The 20,122-nt window shown below is 57.2% G+C and carries 17 protein-coding genes; 6 read left to right on the forward strand and 11 right to left on the reverse strand.

Features of this window, described 5'->3' with window-relative positions; all coding sequences use genetic code 11:
* Positions 1-22: 22 nt before the first annotated feature.
* From U6G28_09350 to U6G28_09360, 3 genes are read right to left on the reverse strand one after another with little or no spacing between them, the layout of a single operon-like run.
* Entirely contained in the window at positions 23-784 is a 762-nt protein-coding gene (locus U6G28_09350; protein WRS29719.1) for a DUF881 domain-containing protein, read from the reverse strand.
* A gap of 2 nt (positions 785-786) precedes the next feature.
* Positions 787-1,119: a small basic family protein gene (locus U6G28_09355; GenBank protein ID WRS29720.1), complete on the reverse strand. Its 333-nt coding sequence runs from the start codon at positions 1,117-1,119 to the stop codon at positions 787-789.
* Positions 1,120-1,122: 3 nt separating this feature from the next.
* Complete coding sequence (locus U6G28_09360) at positions 1,123-1,998, reverse strand: DUF881 domain-containing protein (protein WRS29721.1); 876 nt, start codon at positions 1,996-1,998, stop codon at positions 1,123-1,125.
* Between the two features lie 84 nt (positions 1,999-2,082).
* Between U6G28_09360 and U6G28_09365 the strand changes: the two genes are divergently transcribed.
* The 4 genes from U6G28_09365 (at position 2,083) to thrB (ending at position 7,021) form a co-directional block, all read left to right on the forward strand.
* Complete coding sequence (locus U6G28_09365; protein WRS29722.1) at positions 2,083-3,669, forward strand: UDP-N-acetylmuramoyl-L-alanyl-D-glutamate--2,6-diaminopimelate ligase; 1,587 nt, start codon at positions 2,083-2,085, stop codon at positions 3,667-3,669.
* Positions 3,670-3,778: 109 nt separating this feature from the next.
* Entirely contained in the window at positions 3,779-5,197 is a 1,419-nt protein-coding gene (gene der, locus U6G28_09370) for a ribosome biogenesis GTPase Der (protein WRS31227.1), read from the forward strand.
* A 17-nt stretch (positions 5,198-5,214) separates the two neighbouring features.
* The gene (locus tag U6G28_09375) at positions 5,215-5,991 is read left to right on the forward strand and encodes an SGNH/GDSL hydrolase family protein (protein ID WRS29723.1); all 777 of its coding nucleotides are present in this window, start codon (positions 5,215-5,217) and stop codon (positions 5,989-5,991) included.
* Positions 5,992-6,091: 100 nt separating this feature from the next.
* Complete coding sequence (gene thrB, locus U6G28_09380) at positions 6,092-7,021, forward strand: homoserine kinase (protein ID WRS29724.1); 930 nt, start codon at positions 6,092-6,094, stop codon at positions 7,019-7,021.
* Positions 7,022-7,038: 17 nt separating this feature from the next.
* Here thrB and U6G28_09385 read toward each other — a convergent pair whose 3' ends face one another.
* A complete protein-coding gene (locus tag U6G28_09385) occupies positions 7,039-8,097 on the reverse strand; it encodes an aspartate-semialdehyde dehydrogenase (GenBank protein ID WRS29725.1) in 1,059 nt (352 codons plus the stop codon).
* 199 nt (positions 8,098-8,296) lie between these two features.
* On the opposite strand from U6G28_09385, the gene U6G28_09390 reads away from it, so the two are divergent.
* Positions 8,297-8,905 (forward strand): DUF308 domain-containing protein, encoded by a 609-nt coding sequence (locus U6G28_09390; protein ID WRS29726.1) that lies wholly within the window; start codon positions 8,297-8,299, stop codon positions 8,903-8,905.
* Positions 8,906-9,086: 181 nt separating this feature from the next.
* Here the strand turns inward: U6G28_09390 and U6G28_09395 are convergent, their stop codons facing one another.
* From U6G28_09395 to proB, 6 genes are all read right to left on the reverse strand, one after another.
* Complete coding sequence (locus U6G28_09395) at positions 9,087-10,778, reverse strand: FAD-dependent oxidoreductase (GenBank protein ID WRS29727.1); 1,692 nt, start codon at positions 10,776-10,778, stop codon at positions 9,087-9,089.
* 350 nt (positions 10,779-11,128) lie between these two features.
* A complete protein-coding gene (locus tag U6G28_09400; GenBank protein WRS29728.1) occupies positions 11,129-12,586 on the reverse strand; it encodes an FAD/NAD(P)-binding oxidoreductase in 1,458 nt (485 codons plus the stop codon).
* 109 nt (positions 12,587-12,695) lie between these two features.
* Complete coding sequence (locus tag U6G28_09405) at positions 12,696-13,817, reverse strand: homoserine O-acetyltransferase (protein WRS29729.1); 1,122 nt, start codon at positions 13,815-13,817, stop codon at positions 12,696-12,698.
* A complete protein-coding gene (locus tag U6G28_09410; protein WRS29730.1) occupies positions 13,817-15,139 on the reverse strand; it encodes a bifunctional o-acetylhomoserine/o-acetylserine sulfhydrylase in 1,323 nt (440 codons plus the stop codon). The genes U6G28_09405 and U6G28_09410 overlap by 1 nt, the downstream gene beginning before the upstream one ends.
* A gap of 324 nt (positions 15,140-15,463) precedes the next feature.
* Positions 15,464-16,732 carry a glutamate-5-semialdehyde dehydrogenase gene (locus tag U6G28_09415; GenBank protein ID WRS29731.1) on the reverse strand — a complete coding sequence of 423 codons (1,269 nt, stop codon included), beginning with the start codon at positions 16,730-16,732 and terminating at the stop codon, positions 15,464-15,466.
* Positions 16,733-16,851: 119 nt separating this feature from the next.
* Positions 16,852-17,991 carry a glutamate 5-kinase gene (gene proB, locus U6G28_09420; GenBank protein ID WRS29732.1) on the reverse strand — a complete coding sequence of 380 codons (1,140 nt, stop codon included), beginning with the start codon at positions 17,989-17,991 and terminating at the stop codon, positions 16,852-16,854.
* A gap of 145 nt (positions 17,992-18,136) precedes the next feature.
* Between proB and U6G28_09425 the strand changes: the two genes are divergently transcribed.
* On the forward strand, positions 18,137-19,384 hold the full coding sequence (locus U6G28_09425; protein ID WRS29733.1) for an alpha-amylase family glycosyl hydrolase: 1,248 nt from the start codon (positions 18,137-18,139) through the stop codon (positions 19,382-19,384).
* Positions 19,385-19,532: 148 nt separating this feature from the next.
* Here the strand turns inward: U6G28_09425 and U6G28_09430 are convergent, their stop codons facing one another.
* The gene (locus tag U6G28_09430; protein WRS29734.1) at positions 19,533-20,111 is read right to left on the reverse strand and encodes a carbonic anhydrase; all 579 of its coding nucleotides are present in this window, start codon (positions 20,109-20,111) and stop codon (positions 19,533-19,535) included.
* Positions 20,112-20,122 lie beyond the last annotated feature (11 nt).

The following is a 20,122-nucleotide window of genomic DNA, read 5'->3' on the forward strand; positions in this document are numbered from 1 at the left end:
CCGATTTCCGGGCCCTTGATCACTATGAACTTGGGACTATCTCCGCCCACTGTGGTTCCGGCAGCTCGGTTACCGACTCAATAACAACCAAATCAGTCTCGCGCGCGGTGGCGGTGGCGCCGTAGGCACGGAACTGGGCGGCCGATCCACCGCGTATCTCAAGCGCCCCAACCAGGGTTTTTGGGTCGCCAATTGCAGTCCAGACGTAAGGAGAAGAAATCGGTTGTCCGTCAACGACAATCCCGCGTTCATCGGACGAAAACCAGGAGCGCCCCCCGAGCCGTATCCCGTTCAGGTCAATCGCTTCAGCCCCGCCGTTGCGCAGTTCGGCCATCGTTGTAACAAATACCGAAGCGGGGATCGGATCGTCACCTACGGCGACCCACAGCACCGCACCGGGTCCCTCCACCGGAATAGCACCCGCAATAATAAGTGCGTCCTGTGTTGCCTTGGCCGCGGCTTCTCCGGCGGCCTGAGCCGAGTTCGCCGAATCCTCCAAATCATGTATTTGTGCGCGAAGATCGCTGTTCGCTCCGGTCAGATCGGTCTCGCGTTGTTCCAGGTCCGCCAGCATCGACACGAGCTGGGTTTCATCCATTCGTCCGATCGCATCACTGTCTTGGGACCTGATTTGGGTGCTGACGGCAAAACCAAGCAGCACGCACAAAAGAATCGCGAGTACGTGCATTGGACGAAGGCTACCTCGCGATAATGACATCGACTGGATAGGTTCGTCGTCTTCCTTCTTTGTCCGGTGTGTTCCCTTGATTTCTGGCGCGTGCACGATCAAGCCTTAAAAATGAGGCGCCTGATCGACGCGGTGTTCGAAAAGATTCGGATTCCCAGGACCACGACCACAGCGGTGGTCATCGCCGAACCAACACCGAGTTGAACTCCAAGGAAAACTAATAGGCAGGCGACCGCGACATTCCAGAAGAACGATGTGATGAATACTCGGTCAGAAAACTGTCCCTCTAAGTTTGCTCGTAGAGCACCGAGAAGTGCATCTAGAGCCGCCACGACCGCCACGGGAAGATAGGGTTGAAGTTCGGCCGGAAGCACCGGATCAAAGACTAGGCCCAGCACCACTCCGAGTACCAGACCAATGACGGCTACCATCTGCTACTCCTCCCCTGTTTCGTTATTTGGTGAATGCAGATACCACGTCTGTGACAGCGGCACTGAGCCCAGTATCAGACGGTTTGAGGTTGATTTGCTGATCGACATCCCGGATTTGGTCTCTAATGACTGGACTGCAGCATCCGTTTTCAGTGAATCAAGCAGTTTTTGTTGGTCCCCGACGGCCTCGATCACGTAGGGACTGCGGACTGCTTTTAGGTTCACCAGAATCGACTGGCCCGCCATCCTGACTATCGTCTGTGGTGCCACCCGCTCCCCATTTATAGTGACCGCTTCTGCTCCCCCGGCCCAGAGTGCGTTGACGACCGTTCGTAGTGCCCCGTCATCAACCGCGGGCACAGAACCCGTGGTGACAGCTTCGGTGACCGTGACTACAACTCCGGGTCCCTCGACCCTTCGCACACCTGCTGTCGTATCGAGTGAGGGATCATCCGGGTGAGTTTTGGCGATGAGAGCTTCACGCTCTTGGAGTTCCTCCGTCAGCCGCACCGATTCGGCTTCAAGTTGCTCGACCAAACTCTGTTTGGCCTCAATCTGCTCTTCGAGTTGAGCCATTGCGCGCGGTACCGACCCGCTGTTGGCCCGCAGACCTTTCACGGCCCAGGTCGTCGCCAAGGCAAAGACAATGCAAAGAAGTAGTGTCCAGATTGCGGACCATTTGGAGTGCCTATGCTTTCCGGCAGCTGTCGCTTCCCGATACCCGGGGTCCATTGAACTCTCAGCAATGCGGTTCAATAGCGCCATTGACGCCCCTGGATCGTTTATGATCCGAGAACCGCTGGGGACAACAATGTCTTCGGACTCCTCGGCATCACGGCACGAGTGCAACTGGTCCTTCGAAGTACCCGACTCGCTCATTTGGCTCCCCTGCGCAGAACTCTAGCGCACGATGTGAAACAACCCTGTAGGCCGCTCCTTGTTCTCGAACCTAGAATGAGGGGTATGTCAGCCCTTGTAGCCCTGCGCCCCACAATTGAACCTCGTCCCCTCTCCGAACTCTTGAACGACCTTCCAGATGCAAGGTTTGTTCCCACCGATCTGATTATCTCTGCGGATCAAGTTCTTGTTTCGGGCGTCAGCGTCGACTCACCTGATATGGGTGAAGGATGGATCTTTGTCGGTGTTCCAGGCTCGAAACACGGCGCTAATTTCGCCAAAGACGCGGTAGCTTCTGGTGCTTCGGTTCTGGTGACCGATGCTCGTGGAGCCGAGATCATCGGGAATCCTCCCGTTCCACTGGTGACGGTTTCAGACCCTCGTACTTCTGCCGCAATCCTTGCTAAGTCTCTCTACGCTCCATACAGTGCCGAACTGCATAAGGTCGGGGTGACGGGAACCAATGGAAAGACCACTACCACCTATCTCACTCGTGCTGCCCTGGGCGGCCCAAAGACGCCAGTCGCGGTACTGAGCACCGTCGAGATAGACACTGGAGCCACCAGGGTGAAGGCGGACCGCACAACGCACGAGGCACCCGTTGTCGGCCGCGCACTTGCACTGGCTCAGCAGCAGGGTTGCGCTTCTGCGGTGATTGAGGTTTCGTCTCACGCTCTCGAAATGGGAAGGGTTGAGGGGATTCACTTCGACGTGGGTATCTTCACCAATCTTCAGCACGATCACCTGGACTTTCACGGAGATATGGACTCCTACCTGCGCGCGAAGGCGAGACTCTTTGAGTCCGGGAGGACGGACAGCGCCGTCATTGCCGTCGATGACCAGTACGGTCGCCGTTTGGTGACCGAGTCCCCTATCCCAGTACAGGCCGTGCAGGTTCTTTCCGAAGACGATCCGATGCTGGGCGAGGTACCACTTTGGAGAGCTGCCTCGATCGTTGCGGATGCGAATACAGGAGGTTCACGATTTAGTCTTGTCTCGCCAGACGGTGAGCAGTTCGCGGCTGCCTGTCCACTTCCGGGACCGGCAAATGTTCAGGACGCTGCGCTAGCAATAGTCGCCGCAAATGTCCTAGGGGTACCGCTGAGTGATGCAATCGCCAACCTCGAACAGGCCCCTCCGGTCGACGGACGGTGCCACTGGGTTCAAAAGCCGAGCGAGGGTGCGCCCGCCGTTATGGTCGATTCTGGGCACACCCCCGAAGCCATTAGCGTTCTTCTAGATGTAGTCCGGCCCCTTACAGCGGGAAGAATAATCGCGGTCTTTGGAACCGACGGTGATCGCGACGCGACAAAGCGTGCGCCCCTGGCAGAAGTTTTCGCTCGCAAGGCGGACCTGCTGGTAATAACTGATGAGAACCCTCGAACAGAAGACGCTGCGGCTATTCGTCGTGAACTGCTTAGAGCAATCGCGAGCGTTCGTCCAGACATGCGGGGCGTGGTTGAGGTAAGAGAGGGACGCCGAGCCGCAATCCGACATGGAATTGCGGGTGGAAAACCGGGCGATCTGATTGTTATCACTGGCAAGGGCGGCGAGCGTGTCCAGGAGTGGAACGGTGAGGCGATTCCCTTCTATGACCCCGACGTCGCAGAAGAAGAGTTTGAGGATCTCGGTTATCAGTCGGCGCTTTCCTGACACCGAACCCTAGCGAAACCACGAACACTACTGATTAGGTAAAAGCATGAGTGAGATTCAAGATCCGAACTCCCGGGAGCTATCTGAAGATGAGCTCCATTATGAGACGATGCGAGTCGCGCTCGATTCATATGAACTCGATGAGGAAGACCTAGCGCTCCTGGACGAGGACTACGCTATAGAGCCGGGCCAGATTGAGGCAGTACATCCGCCCGTACTCGCAATCATTGGACGCCCCAATGTTGGAAAGTCAACGCTGGTAAACCGAATTCTTGGTCGTCGTGAAGCGGTGGTTCAAGATAAGCCAGGGGTAACCAGAGACCGCGTGATGTATGACGCCGAGTGGGCGGGACGCAAGTTTATCCTCGTCGACACCGGCGGCTGGGAGGTGGATGTTCGCGGACTCGACCGCCAGGTTGCCGACCAGGCCGAAATCGCGATAGGGCTCGCGGACGCCGTGATTTTTGTAGTCGATGCAAACGTTGGTGCCACGGCCACCGACGAGCGAGTGGTTCGTCTGCTCCGTGACTCGGGCAAGCCCGTCATACTCGCCGCCAACAAGGCAGACTCACCGGCGCAGGAAGCGGATGTCGCTTCGCTCTGGTCGCTCGGCCTTGGTGAACCTCGACCTGTCTCAGCACTGCACGGACGTGGTTCCGGTGACCTTCTTGACGCAATCCTCGAGATTCTTCCCGAGTCCTCGGCGGTCGGCGGTAGACGAGAAAGGGGCGGCCTAAGAAGGGTTGCCCTCGTTGGGCGCCCCAACGTTGGCAAGTCCTCGTTACTAAACGCCCTGGCCGGAGAGGAAAGGGCGGTCGTTCATGATCTTGCCGGGACCACCCGCGACCCGGTCGACGAGATAATCACAATGGATGATCGAGAGTGGGAGTTCATTGATACCGCCGGGGTTAAGCGGCGGCTACACAAGGTCTCCGGTGCCGACTATTACTCTTCAATTCGAACTCAGGCCGCACTGGAACGAGCGGAGGTCGGAGTAGTCCTAGTGGACTCATCGGTTCCGTTCACCGAGCAGGACGTTCGAGTCGTCCAGCAGGTTATCGACGCCGGACGAGCTTTGGTCATTGTGAACAACAAGTGGGATCTTGTCGACGATGAGCGTCGAGCAGATCTAGAACGCGAGGAACAAAAGGATCTGGGTCAGATCGAATGGGCTCCGCGAGTCAACGTATCTGCCCTTACCACCTGGCATCTGAATCGACTGCCCCGCGCCATTGATCAGGCGCTCGACGGGTGGGAGACCCGCATTTCAACCGGCAAGCTAAACGCCTTTCTTGGACGACTCCAAGCTGCCAATCCCCACCCGGTTCGAGGGGGTAAGCAACCGCGTGTCCTCTTTGCGACCCAGGCATCAACGGCTCCTCCGAGATTCGTCATTTTCACTTCAGCATTCCTGGAACCTACATATCGCCGCTTCATTGAACGAAGACTCCGCGAGGAGTTCGGTTTCGTTGGTAGTCCAATTCAAATATCGGTACGCGTCCGCGAGAAGCGCGCACGCAAGAGGTAGGGCAGGAGTATCTGGCAGTGATTCAAAGCTACATCGCCATGGGAGACAGTTTCACCGAGGGTTTGGGTGACTGGCTCGGGGAGGATCAGCCCAGGGGCTGGGCTGACCTGGTTGCCGAAGCCCTGGCACTCGATGCTAAGGATAAGGGCTCTACCAGTCCCTTCGAGTACGCAAACCTCGCAATTCGAGGACGGAGACTTCAGCCTCTCATTGATGAGCAACTTGACGGAGCGATCGAACAAGGACCCGATCTTGTTTCGATTAATGGCGGCGGTAACGACATGCTCCGCCCCGGATTTCTGTTAGAAGAGTCCGTGGATGCACTGCTTAGCGCAGTCAACAAAATCGCCGATTCGGGCATTCATGTCCTGCTGCTGGCTGGACCGGATCCGTCAGAGAATCTTCCTTTTGGACACGTTTTTAATGAACGGGGCGGTGAGTTTACCGATCGAATGGTGGAACTGGTGCCCAGTAGTGACATGGTCACCGTCGTCGACAACTTTCATGACGAGGGATTCCATAACTCCACCTACTGGTCCGAAGACGGTCTACACCTTTCGACTGCCGGCCACATCCGCTGTGCCGCGAACTGTCTGGACGGACTTGGAGTTGCATATCCTAGGTGGTGGGGGGATCCTCGTGACCCTGAACCTGATCCTAAGAACTACCAGTCGGTTCACTATCTTCGTGAATATGTCGCTCCCTGGATAGGTCGGCGCCTCACGGGTCGCTCGTCGGGCGATGGGCGCACCGCCAAGCGTCCGGTTCTTTCACCGTTTGACGCAGGACACTAGGCAGGGTCCGTATGGTGAAGCTCGGGCACCCCGGGCCTGACTGCGATGCACTATTGAGAGACATGTCCAGCGCCTCTCGGCGCATCTTCCTGGAGGAACAGTGAGCGTTGCCATTCCCGTAGGGCGTAAAGCATCGGTGAGGGTTCCGGCCACAAGCGCTAACCTTGGGCCGGGGTTTGATTCACTCGGTATGGCGCTTAGTTGGACGGATGAGTGTTCGGTCCGGGTGATTGATCGCGGACTGGAGTTTTCTCTGTCAGGGCCGGGATCGCGACTGCTCCCCCACGACGAGACACATCTGGTGGTTCGTACCATCCTTGAAACTCTCTCCGAGTGGGATATGACTGTTTCGGGACTGGCCTTTGAGGCCGAACTGTCGATTCCTCTTGCCCGAGGACTCGGGTCCTCCTCGGCGGCAATCGTCGCTGGATTAACGCTCGCATGGGCGCTCGCCTATCCCGACAGGCCCCTAGATCGCGAGTGGGCATTCATCCGCGCCTATCGCATCGAAGGCCACGGAGATAATGTCGGCCCGGCAATTCTTGGTGGTTTCACTATCACCTGGCCATCAACTACCTCCGATGGCAACACTGTGCCTCAGAGTCGTACCAGTGCTATCGCGAAGAACATCCGAGCTCTTGCGATAATTCCAGACACTGAGTTATTAACCGACAGTGCTCGCGGTGCGCTGCCGTCCATGGTTCCGATTACGGACGCGATAGCGAACTTAGCGCGTTCAGCCCTACTGGTGCATGCACTGGCCGACGACCCAGCTCTGCTCCTGGAAGCCACAGCTGACAGACTGCACCAGGACTACAGGCGTTCACTCGCGCCGTCGTCACACGCAGTGATGACCAACTTACGTTCCCGGGGCTATGCGGCACTGATTTCGGGGGCCGGGCCGACCATACTGGTTTTGCACACCGAGGAGCAGAGCGAGGCCCTCGTGAAACTAGTACGGGACCTTCCCGAAGCGAAGAAGATGGAGACTAGGATTCTCAGCCCCGGTGCGGGCGTTCAGATTCTCTAAACGTGACGCCGCTTCCCCTATTGAGCGGCGACCACCTCTGCCACCTGAACAGCGTTGAGAGCAGCGCCCTTACGCAGGTTGTCTGAGGAGACAAAGAACACCAGACCTCGTCCACCTTCCACGGACTGATCCTGACGGACTCTTCCAACCAAAGTCGGATCGGCGCCAGCGGCCAACAATGGATAGGGCAGATCAACCAACTGCACCCCCGCCTGGTCCGCGAGTGCAGCCATCGCTTCCGAGACCGAAATTGGATTGTCAAACTCGGCGTGAACCGAAAGGGAATGCCCGGTAAAGACAGGAACTCTAACGCAGGTTCCCGCAACCAGGAGTTCAGGAAGGCCGAGAATACGGCGTGACTCATTGCGCAGCTTTTGTTCCTCATCCGTTTCCTCGGAGCCGTCATCAACCAGTGAGCCAGCCAGGGCGACTACGTTGTATGCGATTGGTGCTGCGTAGACCTTCGGTTCAGGCAGTTCAATTGCGGTGCCACTGCGAGCAAGATTCTGGATCGGTTGGTCCTCAGAAGCGCGGATTTGTTCGGTCAGTTCGCTAACACCGGCTAGTCCGCTTCCGGAAACCGCCTGAAAAGTTGTGATCTTGAGGCTTCGTAGGCCCGCAACTGAGTGAAGAGCCTTTAGTGCGGGCATCGCCGCCATCGTGGTGCAGTTCGGGTTCGCGATGATTCCGAGCGGGCGATTAAAAGCGTCCTCGGGATTAACCTCAGAGACAACCAGTGGAACCTGGGGGTTGGATCGCCATGCGGAGGAGTTGTCGATGACCACGGCCCCCGCCTCGGCGAACTTCGGCGCATACTCTCTCGATGCGTCACCACCGGCGCTGAACAGTGCAATATCGATTCCCTCAAGGTCCTCGATTGACGAGGCGGTGACGTCCTCGACGGTAACGGTCTGATCATTCCATACGATCTGTTTTCCGGCTGAGCGGGGGGAAGCAAAAGCACGCAGCTTCGCGATGGGAAACTTGCGTTCACGCAGCAGGTCCAGCATCACCGTTCCAACCTGCCCCGTCGCGCCCACAACTGCCACAGTCAACGCTTCAGCGTTCCCAGTCATCTGTTTTCCTCGCTCTTTCTTTGTCCGAGCAGAACCTATCGCTCGATTCCAGAAGACAGACTTTCATAATCGGGTAAATACGCTCGATCATGTCCATTGAACGATCCGAATCGGGTAAATTCACGATCATGAGGGCGGCGAACGATTCTTGTTGTCACCTCGGTCACGAATGAATCGTCAAGTAATTATGGAGGCTGAAATGTCAGGTATAGCTGGGGCAACCACCCGAGTTGAGCGCGTCTACTCCAGGTATCGTGTTGCCTTCACGACCGCGGGTGTCCTCGCGATTCTCGCAGGTCTTGTCATCCTGTTTTGGCCGTCAGGAGTCCTGCGAGTCTTTGCGATCGTAGTCGGCATCTACGCCATTGCGATGGGCGTCTTTTATCTGGTCATGGGAATTATGGGAAACGACCTCTCCAAGACCTCCCGCACTATCCGAATCGTGGGTGGCGCGGTCGCCCTTCTAGTCGGCGTACTCGCCTTGGTATACATGGATCGCACTGATGATTTGATCGTGCTGGTACTTGGACTAGGACTTGGAATCCTGTGGCTAACCGAAGGCGTGATAACCCTTATGAGCGCAATTCGGAGCAAGAATGCCAGCGTTGCGTCCCTCGTCATCGGGGTTCTCGCGGTGATTGCTGGCGCCGCAATGATTCTGCTACCGCTCTACCAGACTGCCACGATACTGAAGTGGGTCTTCGGACTGTCATTTGTCCTGCTGGGAATCGCGCAAATCTACCGTGTCTACAGCGTCACCAGAGTCGTTAAGGCAATCGGAGACGAGGCCACTCTGACGATCGAATAGCGCTAGAACAGCCCGAGGAATTTCTTCCTCGGTTCCTTTGGGTGACCCGGGCAACGCTGGGCCTTCGGGATACCGCGCATCACTTGATCGACGTGCTGTCCGCAACCAGACCAGGTGGTCTTTCCGCACTTACGGCAAGTAACAGCTGTACACATGGATTCTCCTTTGTTTGGGCGTTCGGTTAGCCGCGATCTTCACCCTCGACTAGTTCCAGTCCTGGGAGCATTCCGGCTGCGATGACCTGCTTCATGGTGATCATTCCACCGGTCATATTCTTTACGTCAAAGCCAGCGGCGCGAAGCATCCGCTCGGACAGGTAGGAGCGGACGCCGGAAGCGCAGTGGACCCTGATCGGCCTTCCCGCCGCTTCTTGGCTGATCTCATCGATCCGTTCGCGGATCTCGGTGTGGGGGATGTTTAGGGCACCGGGCACGTGGCCGGATGCGTACTCTGTCCGGCTACGGGCATCAAGGATTAGTGCTCTTTCCATCTCGGTCGGCAGGTCTTCAGCATGCCAGAGCCGGGTGACACCCCCGAGCACGTTCTCCCCCAACATGCCTGCCATGTTGACAGCGTCCTTGGCGCTTCCATAAGGGGGTGCGTAGGTGAGGTCGAGATCGACTAGGTCAGAAATGGTTAAGCCGCCTCTGATTGCCGTCGCGAAGACATCGATGCGTTTATCGACGCCTTCTTCTCCAACGCCCTGGGCCCCAAGAATCTCTCCATTTTCCGGGTCGAAGTGGACGATCAGGTGCATTTGTTTCGCGCCCGGGAAATATGTGGCGTGTTGGAACGGGTGTAGGTTTATCGTCTCGTATTCGCGGCCGTCAGCATCTAGCATCTGACGATTGGCGCCGGTGAGCGCTGCGGTCTGATCCCCAACCCTAACGACGGCTGTGCTTAGCGGCACCGGAATCTCACGGGCTCGTTCCCCCAAAAGAATGGAATCAGCAATCAGTCTTCCAGCGCGGTTCGCTGGACCAGCCAGCGGAACGACGCGAGGTATGAGACCGTTCTTCGGCCGCATTGCCACCGCATCACCACCGGCCCAAACATCCTCTAGTGAGGTGCGGCCATGAGAATCAACTAGCATGGCTCCCCTGAAGCACTCAACCCCGGCGGCCTCGAAGGGTGCGGTCGCTGGGCGGACGCCGGTTGAGAGCGCTACTAGATCAGCATCTAGCACAGTGCCATCGGAAAGCACGACCCGGTCGACATGTTGGTCGGACCTAATCTCCGTTGCGCCGATTCCGTCGCGAACATCGATTCCCAGGGAGAGTAGTGCGTCCTTTACATAAGTTGCTAGTTCGGGTTCCAGGGGAGGAAGGACGTGCGGTGCCAGTTCTACAACGCTGACATCCAATCCTTGATGACGCAGGGCCTCTGCTGCTTCCAGACCAATGAACCCGGCTCCAAGCACCACTGCCTGCTTGGCCGATGAGTCGACGAACTCTTTCATGGCTAGTGCATCGTCGACGCTACGTAACGTCATCACGCGCGGTGAGTCAAGCCCCGGAATTGGGGGGCGAACTGCTTCGGCTCCCGGAGCTAAAACCAGTGAATCGTATCGAATCGTACTGGTTTCGCCCACAGAGCGCACAGTTACTGTTTTCGCGACTGCGTCCATAGCAACAACTTCTGTGTCGACGCGAACATCCAGATTGAGTGCCTCACGAAGTGATTCTGGAGTCTGGACCAGTAGCTTCGTTCGATCTTCGATTTCGCCGCCCACGTAGTACGGCAGACCACAGTTGGCGAACGAGACGTATGGCCCTTTTTCTAGAACGATGATCTCGGCTGATTCATCGAGCCGTCTGGCCCTGGCCGCAGCACTCATACCCGTGGCTACCCCACCGACAACGACGATACGCATATCCTGGCTCGCTCTCTTGTAAACCTGAGATCACTATACCCCTAGGGGGTACATGCAAGACATCTCGAGACTGTGATTCTTATCGGTGTTAACGTCAGAGGCGGGGAAGAGACCACATCCTTGGGGTCTCTTCCCCGCCTCCGCTTTAGGGGTTACTTGCTGTTCAGATGTCCTTTTACTACCATCCGCATGATTCCAGCGCTGAACCCAACGAACTTCCCGAACTGAGGCACAAGAGATTTCCGTGACCTAAGGGTCTTGTTCGTGGGTAACGGCGCTCCTGTGACATCGGCGAATGGCTGCGATGCATCCATTGTTTTCTCTGCTTCGGTTTCTTTCACCATTAGTCATCACTCCGGAATCAGGTACCAGAAAGGCTTTGCCTTTGCCTTGTATATGAACAGGTAGTGCAGCATTAGCTTCACCCAGTGGCCGTGGAGGCCGATCTCCCCCTTTGTGTCCTTGATATCGCGACCTGTTTTGTACCGTTCGAAATCTGGCACAACGGGCATCATGGTCATTGCCGCAGCGGTACCGCTCCGCAACCCCGTGCCGGACGAGGCGACGCATGCCGCGCCCATCTCGGTCATGGAAGCATTCTCGGCCGTAGCGGTGGCACCCTTCTTGACCCGTCGGGCGATGGTCGTTGCAACAGCCTTGCCCATAACACCGGAGGGCATTCCGGTACGCGGAGGCGCGGGGGCGATTGCGGTCCCGTTCGGACTGGTACGCGGCCTTGAAATCTGATGCGGCGGAGCGAATGCAATTCCGACGGCGAAAATATTTGAATAGGCCGGGGACTGATAGGTCTGTGGCCAGTCTTTTGCACGCCAGTCTTCGTAGGGCCTCGGCGTGTAGTCAGCGTCGACCTTCATGAAACCGGAGGGGGCAAATATCGCGGTGCTGATGTCGTTCCCCTCTTTGTCATAGGCCTTCATTGGCTGCCCGCCAAACGGAGGAAGGAGCATTGCAAAGTCAAAGGCCAACTCATGAATTTGTCCATCCAGAGTCTCATAGGTGACCTTGTTCGGTTCGACCTTCAGCACGGCCGCCCCAAGGATGGCCTTGACATTGCGTTCTCTAAACAGCGACTCAGTCCAAATCTGCGAACTGGTTTCAAAACCCTGCTCGACAAACGTCATCCCACCAACGCCAAAATCGCCCAGTTCGGCTTCATTGGTCAGGTAGATCAACTCAACTCTGTCACGAATGCCGGCCTTCTTGAGTTTGTCGTCAACATTGAAGGCATACTCAAACGCAGCTCCCTCGCAGGTGCACGTGCCGTTACCCATACCGACAACGGCCACCTGCCGCTGCCCCTTCTTAGCCTTAGCGATGAGCTTGTCGAGTTCCTTGGCAGCATGCACCGCGTGGTCTGCGGTACAAACCGAGACCGAGTTGCCGACATTAGGCCCAAGACCTTCTGTCGCTTCGAACTTCAACTTCGGTCCGGTTGCATTTATCAGATAGTCGTAGCTGATCTGCTGTGATTTCCCCACGGTTCCAGGGGTTGTGCTTTCCGCAACGACGTAGGGGCGGCTGCTAGTCGGGCCACCCTCTGGATGGATCTCAGTTGCTTTAGCCTGCACCAGATGAATTCCCTGTTTCTCGTAGATCGGGGCCAGGGGAAAAATGACCTTCTTCTGGGCCATGGTCCCAACCCCGACCCAAATGTTCGAGGGAATCCAGTTGTAGTTCTTGTTCGGGGTGATAACGGTGACCTTATGTTCCGTTCCTAGCATGCGGCGCAGGTGCAGTGCGGCCGTATGACCCGAAACCCCCGCTCCAAGCACGACAATCTCGGCCATGCTCATCTCCTTTGACGTTGAGGATCTACTCTGTCCTGAACACCATACCCCCGTACAGTATAAATCTGTACCGAATACGTGCCAAAAGTCCTATGAGTCACGGAAAAGTCTAAAGCGGAGACGAAACCAGTTGGCGGACCAGGGGGCCGAACTGATCGAACTCTAGCAAGAACCCGTCGTGGCCCGAGTGCGAGCTGACCCAGGATACCCCTTCAGTGCCAGGAACGCGTTCCGCAATGAGTTCTGATTCTTCCGGGAGGCAGAGACGATCCGTGTCGACACCGACAACCAAGGTTCTGGCCCGTATTTGCGAGAGCGCCCGTTCCACTCCTCCCCTGCCACGGCCAAGATCGTGAGCCATGAATGCTCGCGTCAAGACACAGTAGGAGTTGGCATCAAACCGCTCAATAAACTTGGCTCCCTGGTGCTCAAGGTACGACTGCACCGCATATCGGCCGCCGCGCCACGGATCCTCAGCGCCCTGTGGCTCACCACCAAAACGCTGTGCCAGCTCATACGCTGAGCGATATGTAGTCTGAGCTATCTGACGGGCAATCGAAAGGCCGGCTGTCGGACCGATCTCAGCGTCGTAGTAGTCGCCTCCCAAAAAGTGCGGGTCGGTTTCGATTGCAGCCATCTGCGTATGGGCCCACGCAATCTGGTCGGCGCTAGTCTTTGCAGTCGTGGCAACCGGGAGTAGACGTTCAACCCGCTCTGGGAACATGGCGGCCCACTCCAGAGCGCGCATTCCGCCAAGGGAACCTCCAATAAGCGCAGCCCAAGAGTCGATGCCTAACTCGTCCGCTAGACCTATCTCGGCGCTCACAGTGTCGCGAATCGTGATGAACGGAAACCGTGACCCCCAGGGCCTCCCGTCCGGCGCGTCCGAGGCAGGTCCGGTTGAGCCCATACAACCGCCGAGTACGTTCGGTGCAACAACGAAGAATTTCTCGGTATCCAAGGGCGCTCCCGGGCCGATCAGCTCTGTCCACCATCCTTCTGTGGGATGACCCGGTCCCATTGAACCCTTGATATGTGAGTCGCCGGTGAGCGCATGGAGAACCAGAACCGCATTGTCACGGGCCTCGTTTAGTTCTCCCCAGGTCTCGTAGGCCAACCTATACTCCGGCAACAGGCCGCCGGCTTCTAGCGCGAGGGGCCCTCCGTGGAAAAACTGTCGTTCACCCACGGGATCTCCCTCGCGCCAGGCACCGGAAACTGGAGGAGTCACTACTTTGACGCCTCGCGTGCGGCTTCAAGGCCGAGTTCCAGGTCGGCAATGATGTCGTCAATGTTCTCCAGACCCACAGAAAGTCGGATCAGGCCCGGGGTAACTCCCGCCTTTCTGCCCTCGTCCTCAGTGAGTTGAGAGTGGGTGGTCGAGGCGGGATGGATTACTAGTGACCTAACATCACCGATGTTCGCGACATTCGAATGTAACTTGACCGCGGAAACGAAGGCGCGGCCAGCGGACTCGCCTCCCTTCAGCTCGAAGCTCAGGACGCCGCCAGCGCCCTTGGGAGCGTACTTTTTGCCACGGTCGTAGTAGGGGCTGTCCGGAAGACCGGAGTAGGTCACGAACTCCACGTCGGGGTGGGAACTAAGAAACTCTGCAACCTTCTGAGCATTTTCAACGTGCCGTTCTATGCGCAAAGAGAGCGTTTCAATCCCGAGCGAAATCAGGAACGCGTTGAACGGAGAGATTGCTGCTCCCAAATCGCGTAGCAGTTGCGTCCTAATCTTGAGGATGTACGCCAGGTTAGCTCCCAGAGCACCCCCGACTCCCAGATCGCGCGCGAAAACAAGACCGTTATAGGTCTCATCCGGTTCGTTGAAGTCAGGAAAGCGTTCCGGGTACTGGGCGAAATCAAAGTTGCCCGAATCGACAATGACACCACCCAAAGAAGTGCCGTGGCCCCCCAGATACTTCGTTGCTGAGTGCACCACGATGTCTGCTCCCCACTCGAAGGGGCGGATCAGATAGGGGGTCGCGACGGTGTTGTCTACGATCAGAGGTACGCCCACTGAGTGGGCTGCTTCCGCGACGACCTCGATGTCGAGGATGTCTCCCTTCGGGTTGGGGATACTTTCGGCGTAGAAGGCCTTGGTGTTTGGCCTGACGGCCGCAAGCCACGCCTCGGGGTTTTCCGGATCATCAACGAAACTAACCTCTACCCCAAGTTTGCGTAACGTATGAGCAAGCAGGTTGTAGCTTCCACCATAAAGCGATGAACTGGATACAATGTGGTCGCCCGCGCCAGCCACGTTCCAAATCGCGTACGAGGTTGCGGCTTGGCCCGAAGCGACCAGGAGTGCTCCGACTCCACCTTCCAGGGCAGCAATCCGGTTCTCTACGACCTCGGTTGTAGGGTTGGTGATACGAGTGTAGATGGGCCCTAACTCGGTGAGTGCGAAGCGGTTGGCCGCCTGCTCAGGACTGTCAAAGACATATGAGGTCGTTTGGTAGATCGGTAGCGCTCTAGCTCCCGTCGTCGGATCGGGTTCCTGTCCTGCGTGGATCTGCAGGGTTTCAAACTTTAGGTTTTCGGTCATTGCTCTTCTTGCCTCTCAGCTTTTTAGTCTTGGGGCTGGGGAGGTGCGGAGTTCCGCCTGCGTAGCCTTGAGTCAGTAGCTCTCCCCAGCATTGGGAGGAACATCCTGACTGTGTGGATCGACATCCACTTGCAGTGCTTTCCCAAGTTTCGCCCGACCTCGGTATATGAGGCACTGGTGGCGAAGGAAATTATGGTGCGAGAAAGCCGCGCTATCAGTCAGGTTGTCTGACTCAACGGCACATTCGCTTTGACCACATGCATGCGAGAGTAGCCACGCGCCTCGGTCATGTAGGCGGAGTGTCCAAATCCCGGACTATTCCCGCTATCGAATCTGGCCATCTCCGAGCACGACCCACTTGGTTGTAGTGAGTTCCGACAGTCCCATCGGACCGCGCGCGTGTAGCTTCTGGGTTGAGATACCAATCTCGGCACCCAGGCCGAACTCGCCTCCGTCAGTGAACCTGGTTGAAGCGTTAACGTTGACCACCGCTGAGTCGACACGTCCGGTGAACTCATCTGCTGAGCTGATCGAAGTAGTACAAATCGCGTCAGTGTGGCCCGATGACCACTTCTGGATGTGTTTGATGGCGGCCTCCAGAGAATCAACGACTCCAACTGCCATCTCGGGGCCCAGGTACTCCTTGGCCCAGTCCTCGTCGCTGACGTCTACGACGGAGACACTGCTCGGAGCGAGTGCTTGGACCCGGCGATCACCGTGGATCGTGACTCCCCTCTCGGCTAGCGCCTCTGTTGCCCTCGGGACAAACTCCTCGGCCACATCCTTGTGAACGAGGAGGGTCTCCGCAGCGTTACAAACGCTGTCCCGATGGGTTTTCGAGTTAACAACGATTGCTAGTGCCTGTTCCTGGTTCACCTGGGCGTCAACATAAACATGGCAGTTACCCACACCTGTCTCGATCACGGGCACCTGCGCCTCTCGCACGACGGTCTGGATTAGCCCCGCACCTCCCCGAGGCACAAGAACGTCCACCAGTCCGCGGGCTTGCATCAGTGCGACCGCGCCCTCACGACCAAGGGGGTCAATGGTCGCAATCAGATCTGCTGGTAGCCCTACTTTCTCAAGTGCTCCCCGCAGAACCTCGACAAGAACGATATTGCTGTTTAGTGCAGCGGATCCCCCACGCAGAATTACCGCATTGCCGCTCTTGAGTGCGATACCTGCGGCGTCAACAGTGACGTTTGGTCGCGCCTCATAGATCATTCCAACGACGCCCATTGGCACGCGCAGTTGGCGTAGTTTTAGTCCGTTCTCCAGGGTTGAACCGCGTACTACTTCCCCGACTGGGTCGGGCAGGGTGGCAAGTTCGCGTAGCGCCTCAGCGATGCCCACTATGCGGGTCTCATCGAGTCTCAGTCGGTCTTGGAGACCATCGCTGAGTCCGCTTTCTACTCCCCTGGCGCGATCTTCTTTGTTGGCATCGATGATTCTTGGAATCTGATCCTCGAGCTCGTCAGCCATTGTCAACAACGCACGGTCTTTCACCGCGGCCGAAGCCGTTGCTAAGTGTCTGCTGGCAACTCGGCTATCGGTGGCAATCTGCTTTACGGCTTCGGTCGTATCGGCGTTCATGGCCCCACGATAGAACGTAGAGGCGCTGGCCTAAAGAAACAGCCAGTCCACGGACAGGACTCAGCAAAGACAGGCACCCGTGGCGGCATTCGCGCTCTGCCCCGCTGTTGAGGCTTTGACTACGCTCGCCTGTGACGAGCCATTACAACCAGTTCGTCACGGTGCACCGCCTCGTGCGCGAAACTCGCACCGAACTGGGTTTGGATCTCACCGATTGACAGTCCTCTAATCTTCCCGAAATTAGTCGAGGAAAAGCCTGCTCGCCCTCTTCCAAGTGGTGTTCCGTCTCTGGCAACGATCTCGATGACGTCGCCAGCCCTAAATGATCCTGACGCTCCGAGGACTCCGGCCGGGAGAAGCGATGCGTTCCTCTCGGTCACGGCACGCGCTGCACCGTCGTCTACGACGACCTGGCCTCCGACATCGGCGGCATACGCCAGCCAAAGTTGGCGCGCCGCCAGACGCTTCCCGGTCACCTCGAACCATGTACCGACGTCGGCGGCCGACAGCGCCCGGGCGATCAGGTCCGCACTGGTTAGAAGAACCGGTATTCCAGAACTCGTCGCCATCGCCGCAGCGCGAACTTTGCTTGCCATTCCCCCGGTCCCAAAGCCGGAGCCTTTCGAGTGCGTATCTAAAACCTCAACTTGATCGAAGTGATCAACGACCGGAACGCGCTCTGCTCCCGGAAGTGTTGGTTTTGTCGTGTAGAGCGCGTCAACGTCGGTGAGTAGAACCAGTGCATCAGCCTTCGAAAGGTGAGCAACGAGTGCCGCAAGGCGATCATTGTCGCCGAACTTGATCTCATCTGTCGCAACGGTGTCGTTTTCATTTATCACAGGGATGACTCCGAGGCGCAACAACTCCTCGAGGGCGCGACTCGCGTTCTTGTACTGATTGCGACGAAGCACATCCTCGGCTGTCAGGAGAACCTGGCCCACAGGTATCCCGTATGCACCGAATGCCCGCGTGTACTCCGCGATCAGGAGGCCTTGTCCCACGCTTGCTGCCGCCTGTGCCGCGGCGAGGCTTTTCGGTCTCTTTTTCAAGGCGAGCGCGCCCATGGCCGCGGCTTGGGCACCCGAGGAAACTAGCAATACTTCGTGTCCCGCCCCCCGATAGTCAACCAGAGCCTCAACAATGGCGTTGAGCTTAGCGACACTTAGGTGCCCATCCGGACGAGTGAGGGATGAGGATCCAACCTTTACCACAATGCGCCTGGCGGAAGGCAACACCTCGGGGGCTCTTGATCTGGTCACGAGAAGATTCTAGGCAGGGATCGAGTCGGCTTTTCCAACCCGCCAACCTGCGGGCAACCACAGCGTTGCGGTGATTGATCCCGCGCCGGGCCCCAGGCATCACCGAAGCTCACGACTCTGCCTCGGTCCGAGATAGTCTGATCTCATGAAATGGGTTGATCACTCTATTTGGTGGCACGTGTACCCGCTGGGCTTTACAGGCGCGCCGATACGATCCGAAAATCGGGGGGAAAAAGACTGGGCATCCACTCGTTTTCCTCAGTTGAGCGATTGGCTCGATTACCTTACCGGACTGGGCTGTAACGGATTGTTGCTAGGCCCGATATTTACCTCGACCTCCCACGGATATGATTCCGTCAACCAGTTCCAGATTGATCCTCGCCTCGGCACCGAGCATGATTTCGCAGAGTTGGTATCGAGGTGTAAGGAAAAGGGCGTCCGCATCGTTCTCGACGGTGTGTTCAGCCACGTCGGCGTCAAGCATCCGATGCTTGTTACTGCACTAAAGGCGGGTCCCGAGTCGGTCGAAGGAAGGCTCTTTGACATCAACTGGGATGGTTCAGACGGACCGGAACCAAGAGTGTGGGAAGGGCACGGAAACCTCGTTCGACTAAATCATGCGAATGTCGAAGCACGAGACTACGCGGTCTCGGTGATGAAGTATTGGCTAGAACGAGGAATAGATGGCTGGCGCCTTGATGCTGCCTACTCCGTTTCCACCGAATTCTGGACCAACGTTTTGTCGCGCGTTCGTTCCGATTTCCCGGACGCCTGGTTTCTCGGTGAAGTGATCCATGGGAACTATGCGGCATTCGTAGAGGAGTCCACGGTTGACTCGCTCACCCAGTACGAACTCTGGAAGGCAATCTGGTCGAGTCTGCTCGATGACAACCTCTTTGAACTCGACTGGACCCTGAAACGAAACAACGAGTTCCTCGAAACCTTTACACCCAATACCTTCATCGGCAATCACGATGTCACCCGCATCGCGACGACGGTTGGAGCGAAGAAGTCGATTGTCGCGTTCGTAGTCCTGATGACGGTCGGTGGGATTCCCTCCATCTACTACGGAGATGAACAGGGTTTTACGGGCGAGAAGATTGAAGACTGGTCGGGTGATGACGCGATTCGTCCTCCAATGCCCCCCTTGCCCGAGGACCTGCTGCCCTACGGCGCGGAGCATCAGCGCGCTTATCAAGAACTCATCGCCCTGCGGCGCCGGCACCCCTGGCTAGTGAACGCGCAAACGGAGACATTGAAAATCGAGAACACGAAGATGCACTACCGCACCACGGAGCGCGGCGGTGAATCGTCAATCGATGTTCGCATCGACCTAGAGAACTCGCCTTCGGTGGAGGTATTCGGTGACGGGGACTTGCTCTGGAGCCACTGAGACGACAAGCCGAGCACAGGCTTAGGAAACACACCCCAGTTTCGCGCGTCATAGCCTTCGATCTCAGAGAGCTGCCGACTGAGGTGTGCGAGACCTTGCCTGGGTGGTCCCTTAAGTGCAGTATGTCGATCCGGGACTATCTCCCGGTCTACCGGGGTTGCCCTGCGGCCATTGCTTCGGGAACTTCTATCAGTCTGCCTGTTTTTACATCGAATATGAGGCCGTAGATCGGAATCTCGGCAGGGATAAGCGGGTGGTTACGAACTCGGAGTACGTCATTGATCAGCGCGCGCGGCTCAGACCCGATAGTCAACCAGTCGATGTACCTTCCTTCTACGCTCCCCCGCTCCTCCCCATAGTTTCTTAGTTCACCGTCAACGCGAATCGCAGGCGAGAGGCTGTCCGCGAGGAGATCGGCGATTTGGTCTCCGGTTACTGCGGCCATTCCACAGTCCGTGTGGTGAACAACGTAGAACTCCGTGACGCCCAGCAACTTGTAGGCAACAACCAGAGAGCGGATGGCGTCATCGCTTGCACGCCCACCAGCGTTGCGAATGAAGTTTGCCTGACCGAGTCCGAGACCCATGAACCTGTCGGGCTCCAGCCTTGTGTCCATGCATGTGAGGACAGCAATATTGCGCTGTGGCGCATGAGAAAGTTGGGCCTTGTCACCGAAGCTAGAGGAATATTCGTGATTGGCTTCTCTGATGTCGTTTAGGTGTGTCAATGCCTGTGACC

The sequence above is a fragment of the Actinomycetaceae bacterium MB13-C1-2 genome, assembly GCA_035621235.1.
Classification (GTDB): domain Bacteria; phylum Actinomycetota; class Actinomycetes; order Actinomycetales; family Actinomycetaceae; genus Scrofimicrobium.

Bases quoted from the DNA above. Each gene is read 5' to 3' on its own strand.
- U6G28_09400 (WRS29728.1), bottom strand. From the start codon at position 12,586: ATGGCCGAGATTGTCGTGCTTGGAGCGGGGGTTTCGGGTCATACGGCC.
- U6G28_09425 (WRS29733.1), top strand. From the start codon at position 18,137: ATGAAATGGGTTGATCACTCTATTTGGTGGCACGTGTACCCGCTGGGC.
- U6G28_09385 (WRS29725.1), bottom strand. From the start codon at position 8,097: ATGACTGGGAACGCTGAAGCGTTGACTGTGGCAGTTGTGGGCGCGACG.
- der (WRS31227.1), top strand. From the start codon at position 3,779: ATGCGAGTCGCGCTCGATTCATATGAACTCGATGAGGAAGACCTAGCG.
- U6G28_09365 (WRS29722.1), top strand. From the start codon at position 2,083: ATGTCAGCCCTTGTAGCCCTGCGCCCCACAATTGAACCTCGTCCCCTC.
- U6G28_09360 (WRS29721.1), bottom strand. From the start codon at position 1,998: ATGAGCGAGTCGGGTACTTCGAAGGACCAGTTGCACTCGTGCCGTGAT.
- U6G28_09395 (WRS29727.1), bottom strand. From the start codon at position 10,778: ATGCGTATCGTCGTTGTCGGTGGGGTAGCCACGGGTATGAGTGCTGCG.
- U6G28_09410 (WRS29730.1), bottom strand. From the start codon at position 15,139: ATGACCGAAAACCTAAAGTTTGAAACCCTGCAGATCCACGCAGGACAG.
- U6G28_09415 (WRS29731.1), bottom strand. From the start codon at position 16,732: ATGAACGCCGATACGACCGAAGCCGTAAAGCAGATTGCCACCGATAGC.
- U6G28_09355 (WRS29720.1), bottom strand. From the start codon at position 1,119: ATGGTAGCCGTCATTGGTCTGGTACTCGGAGTGGTGCTGGGCCTAGTC.
- U6G28_09390 (WRS29726.1), top strand. From the start codon at position 8,297: ATGTCAGGTATAGCTGGGGCAACCACCCGAGTTGAGCGCGTCTACTCC.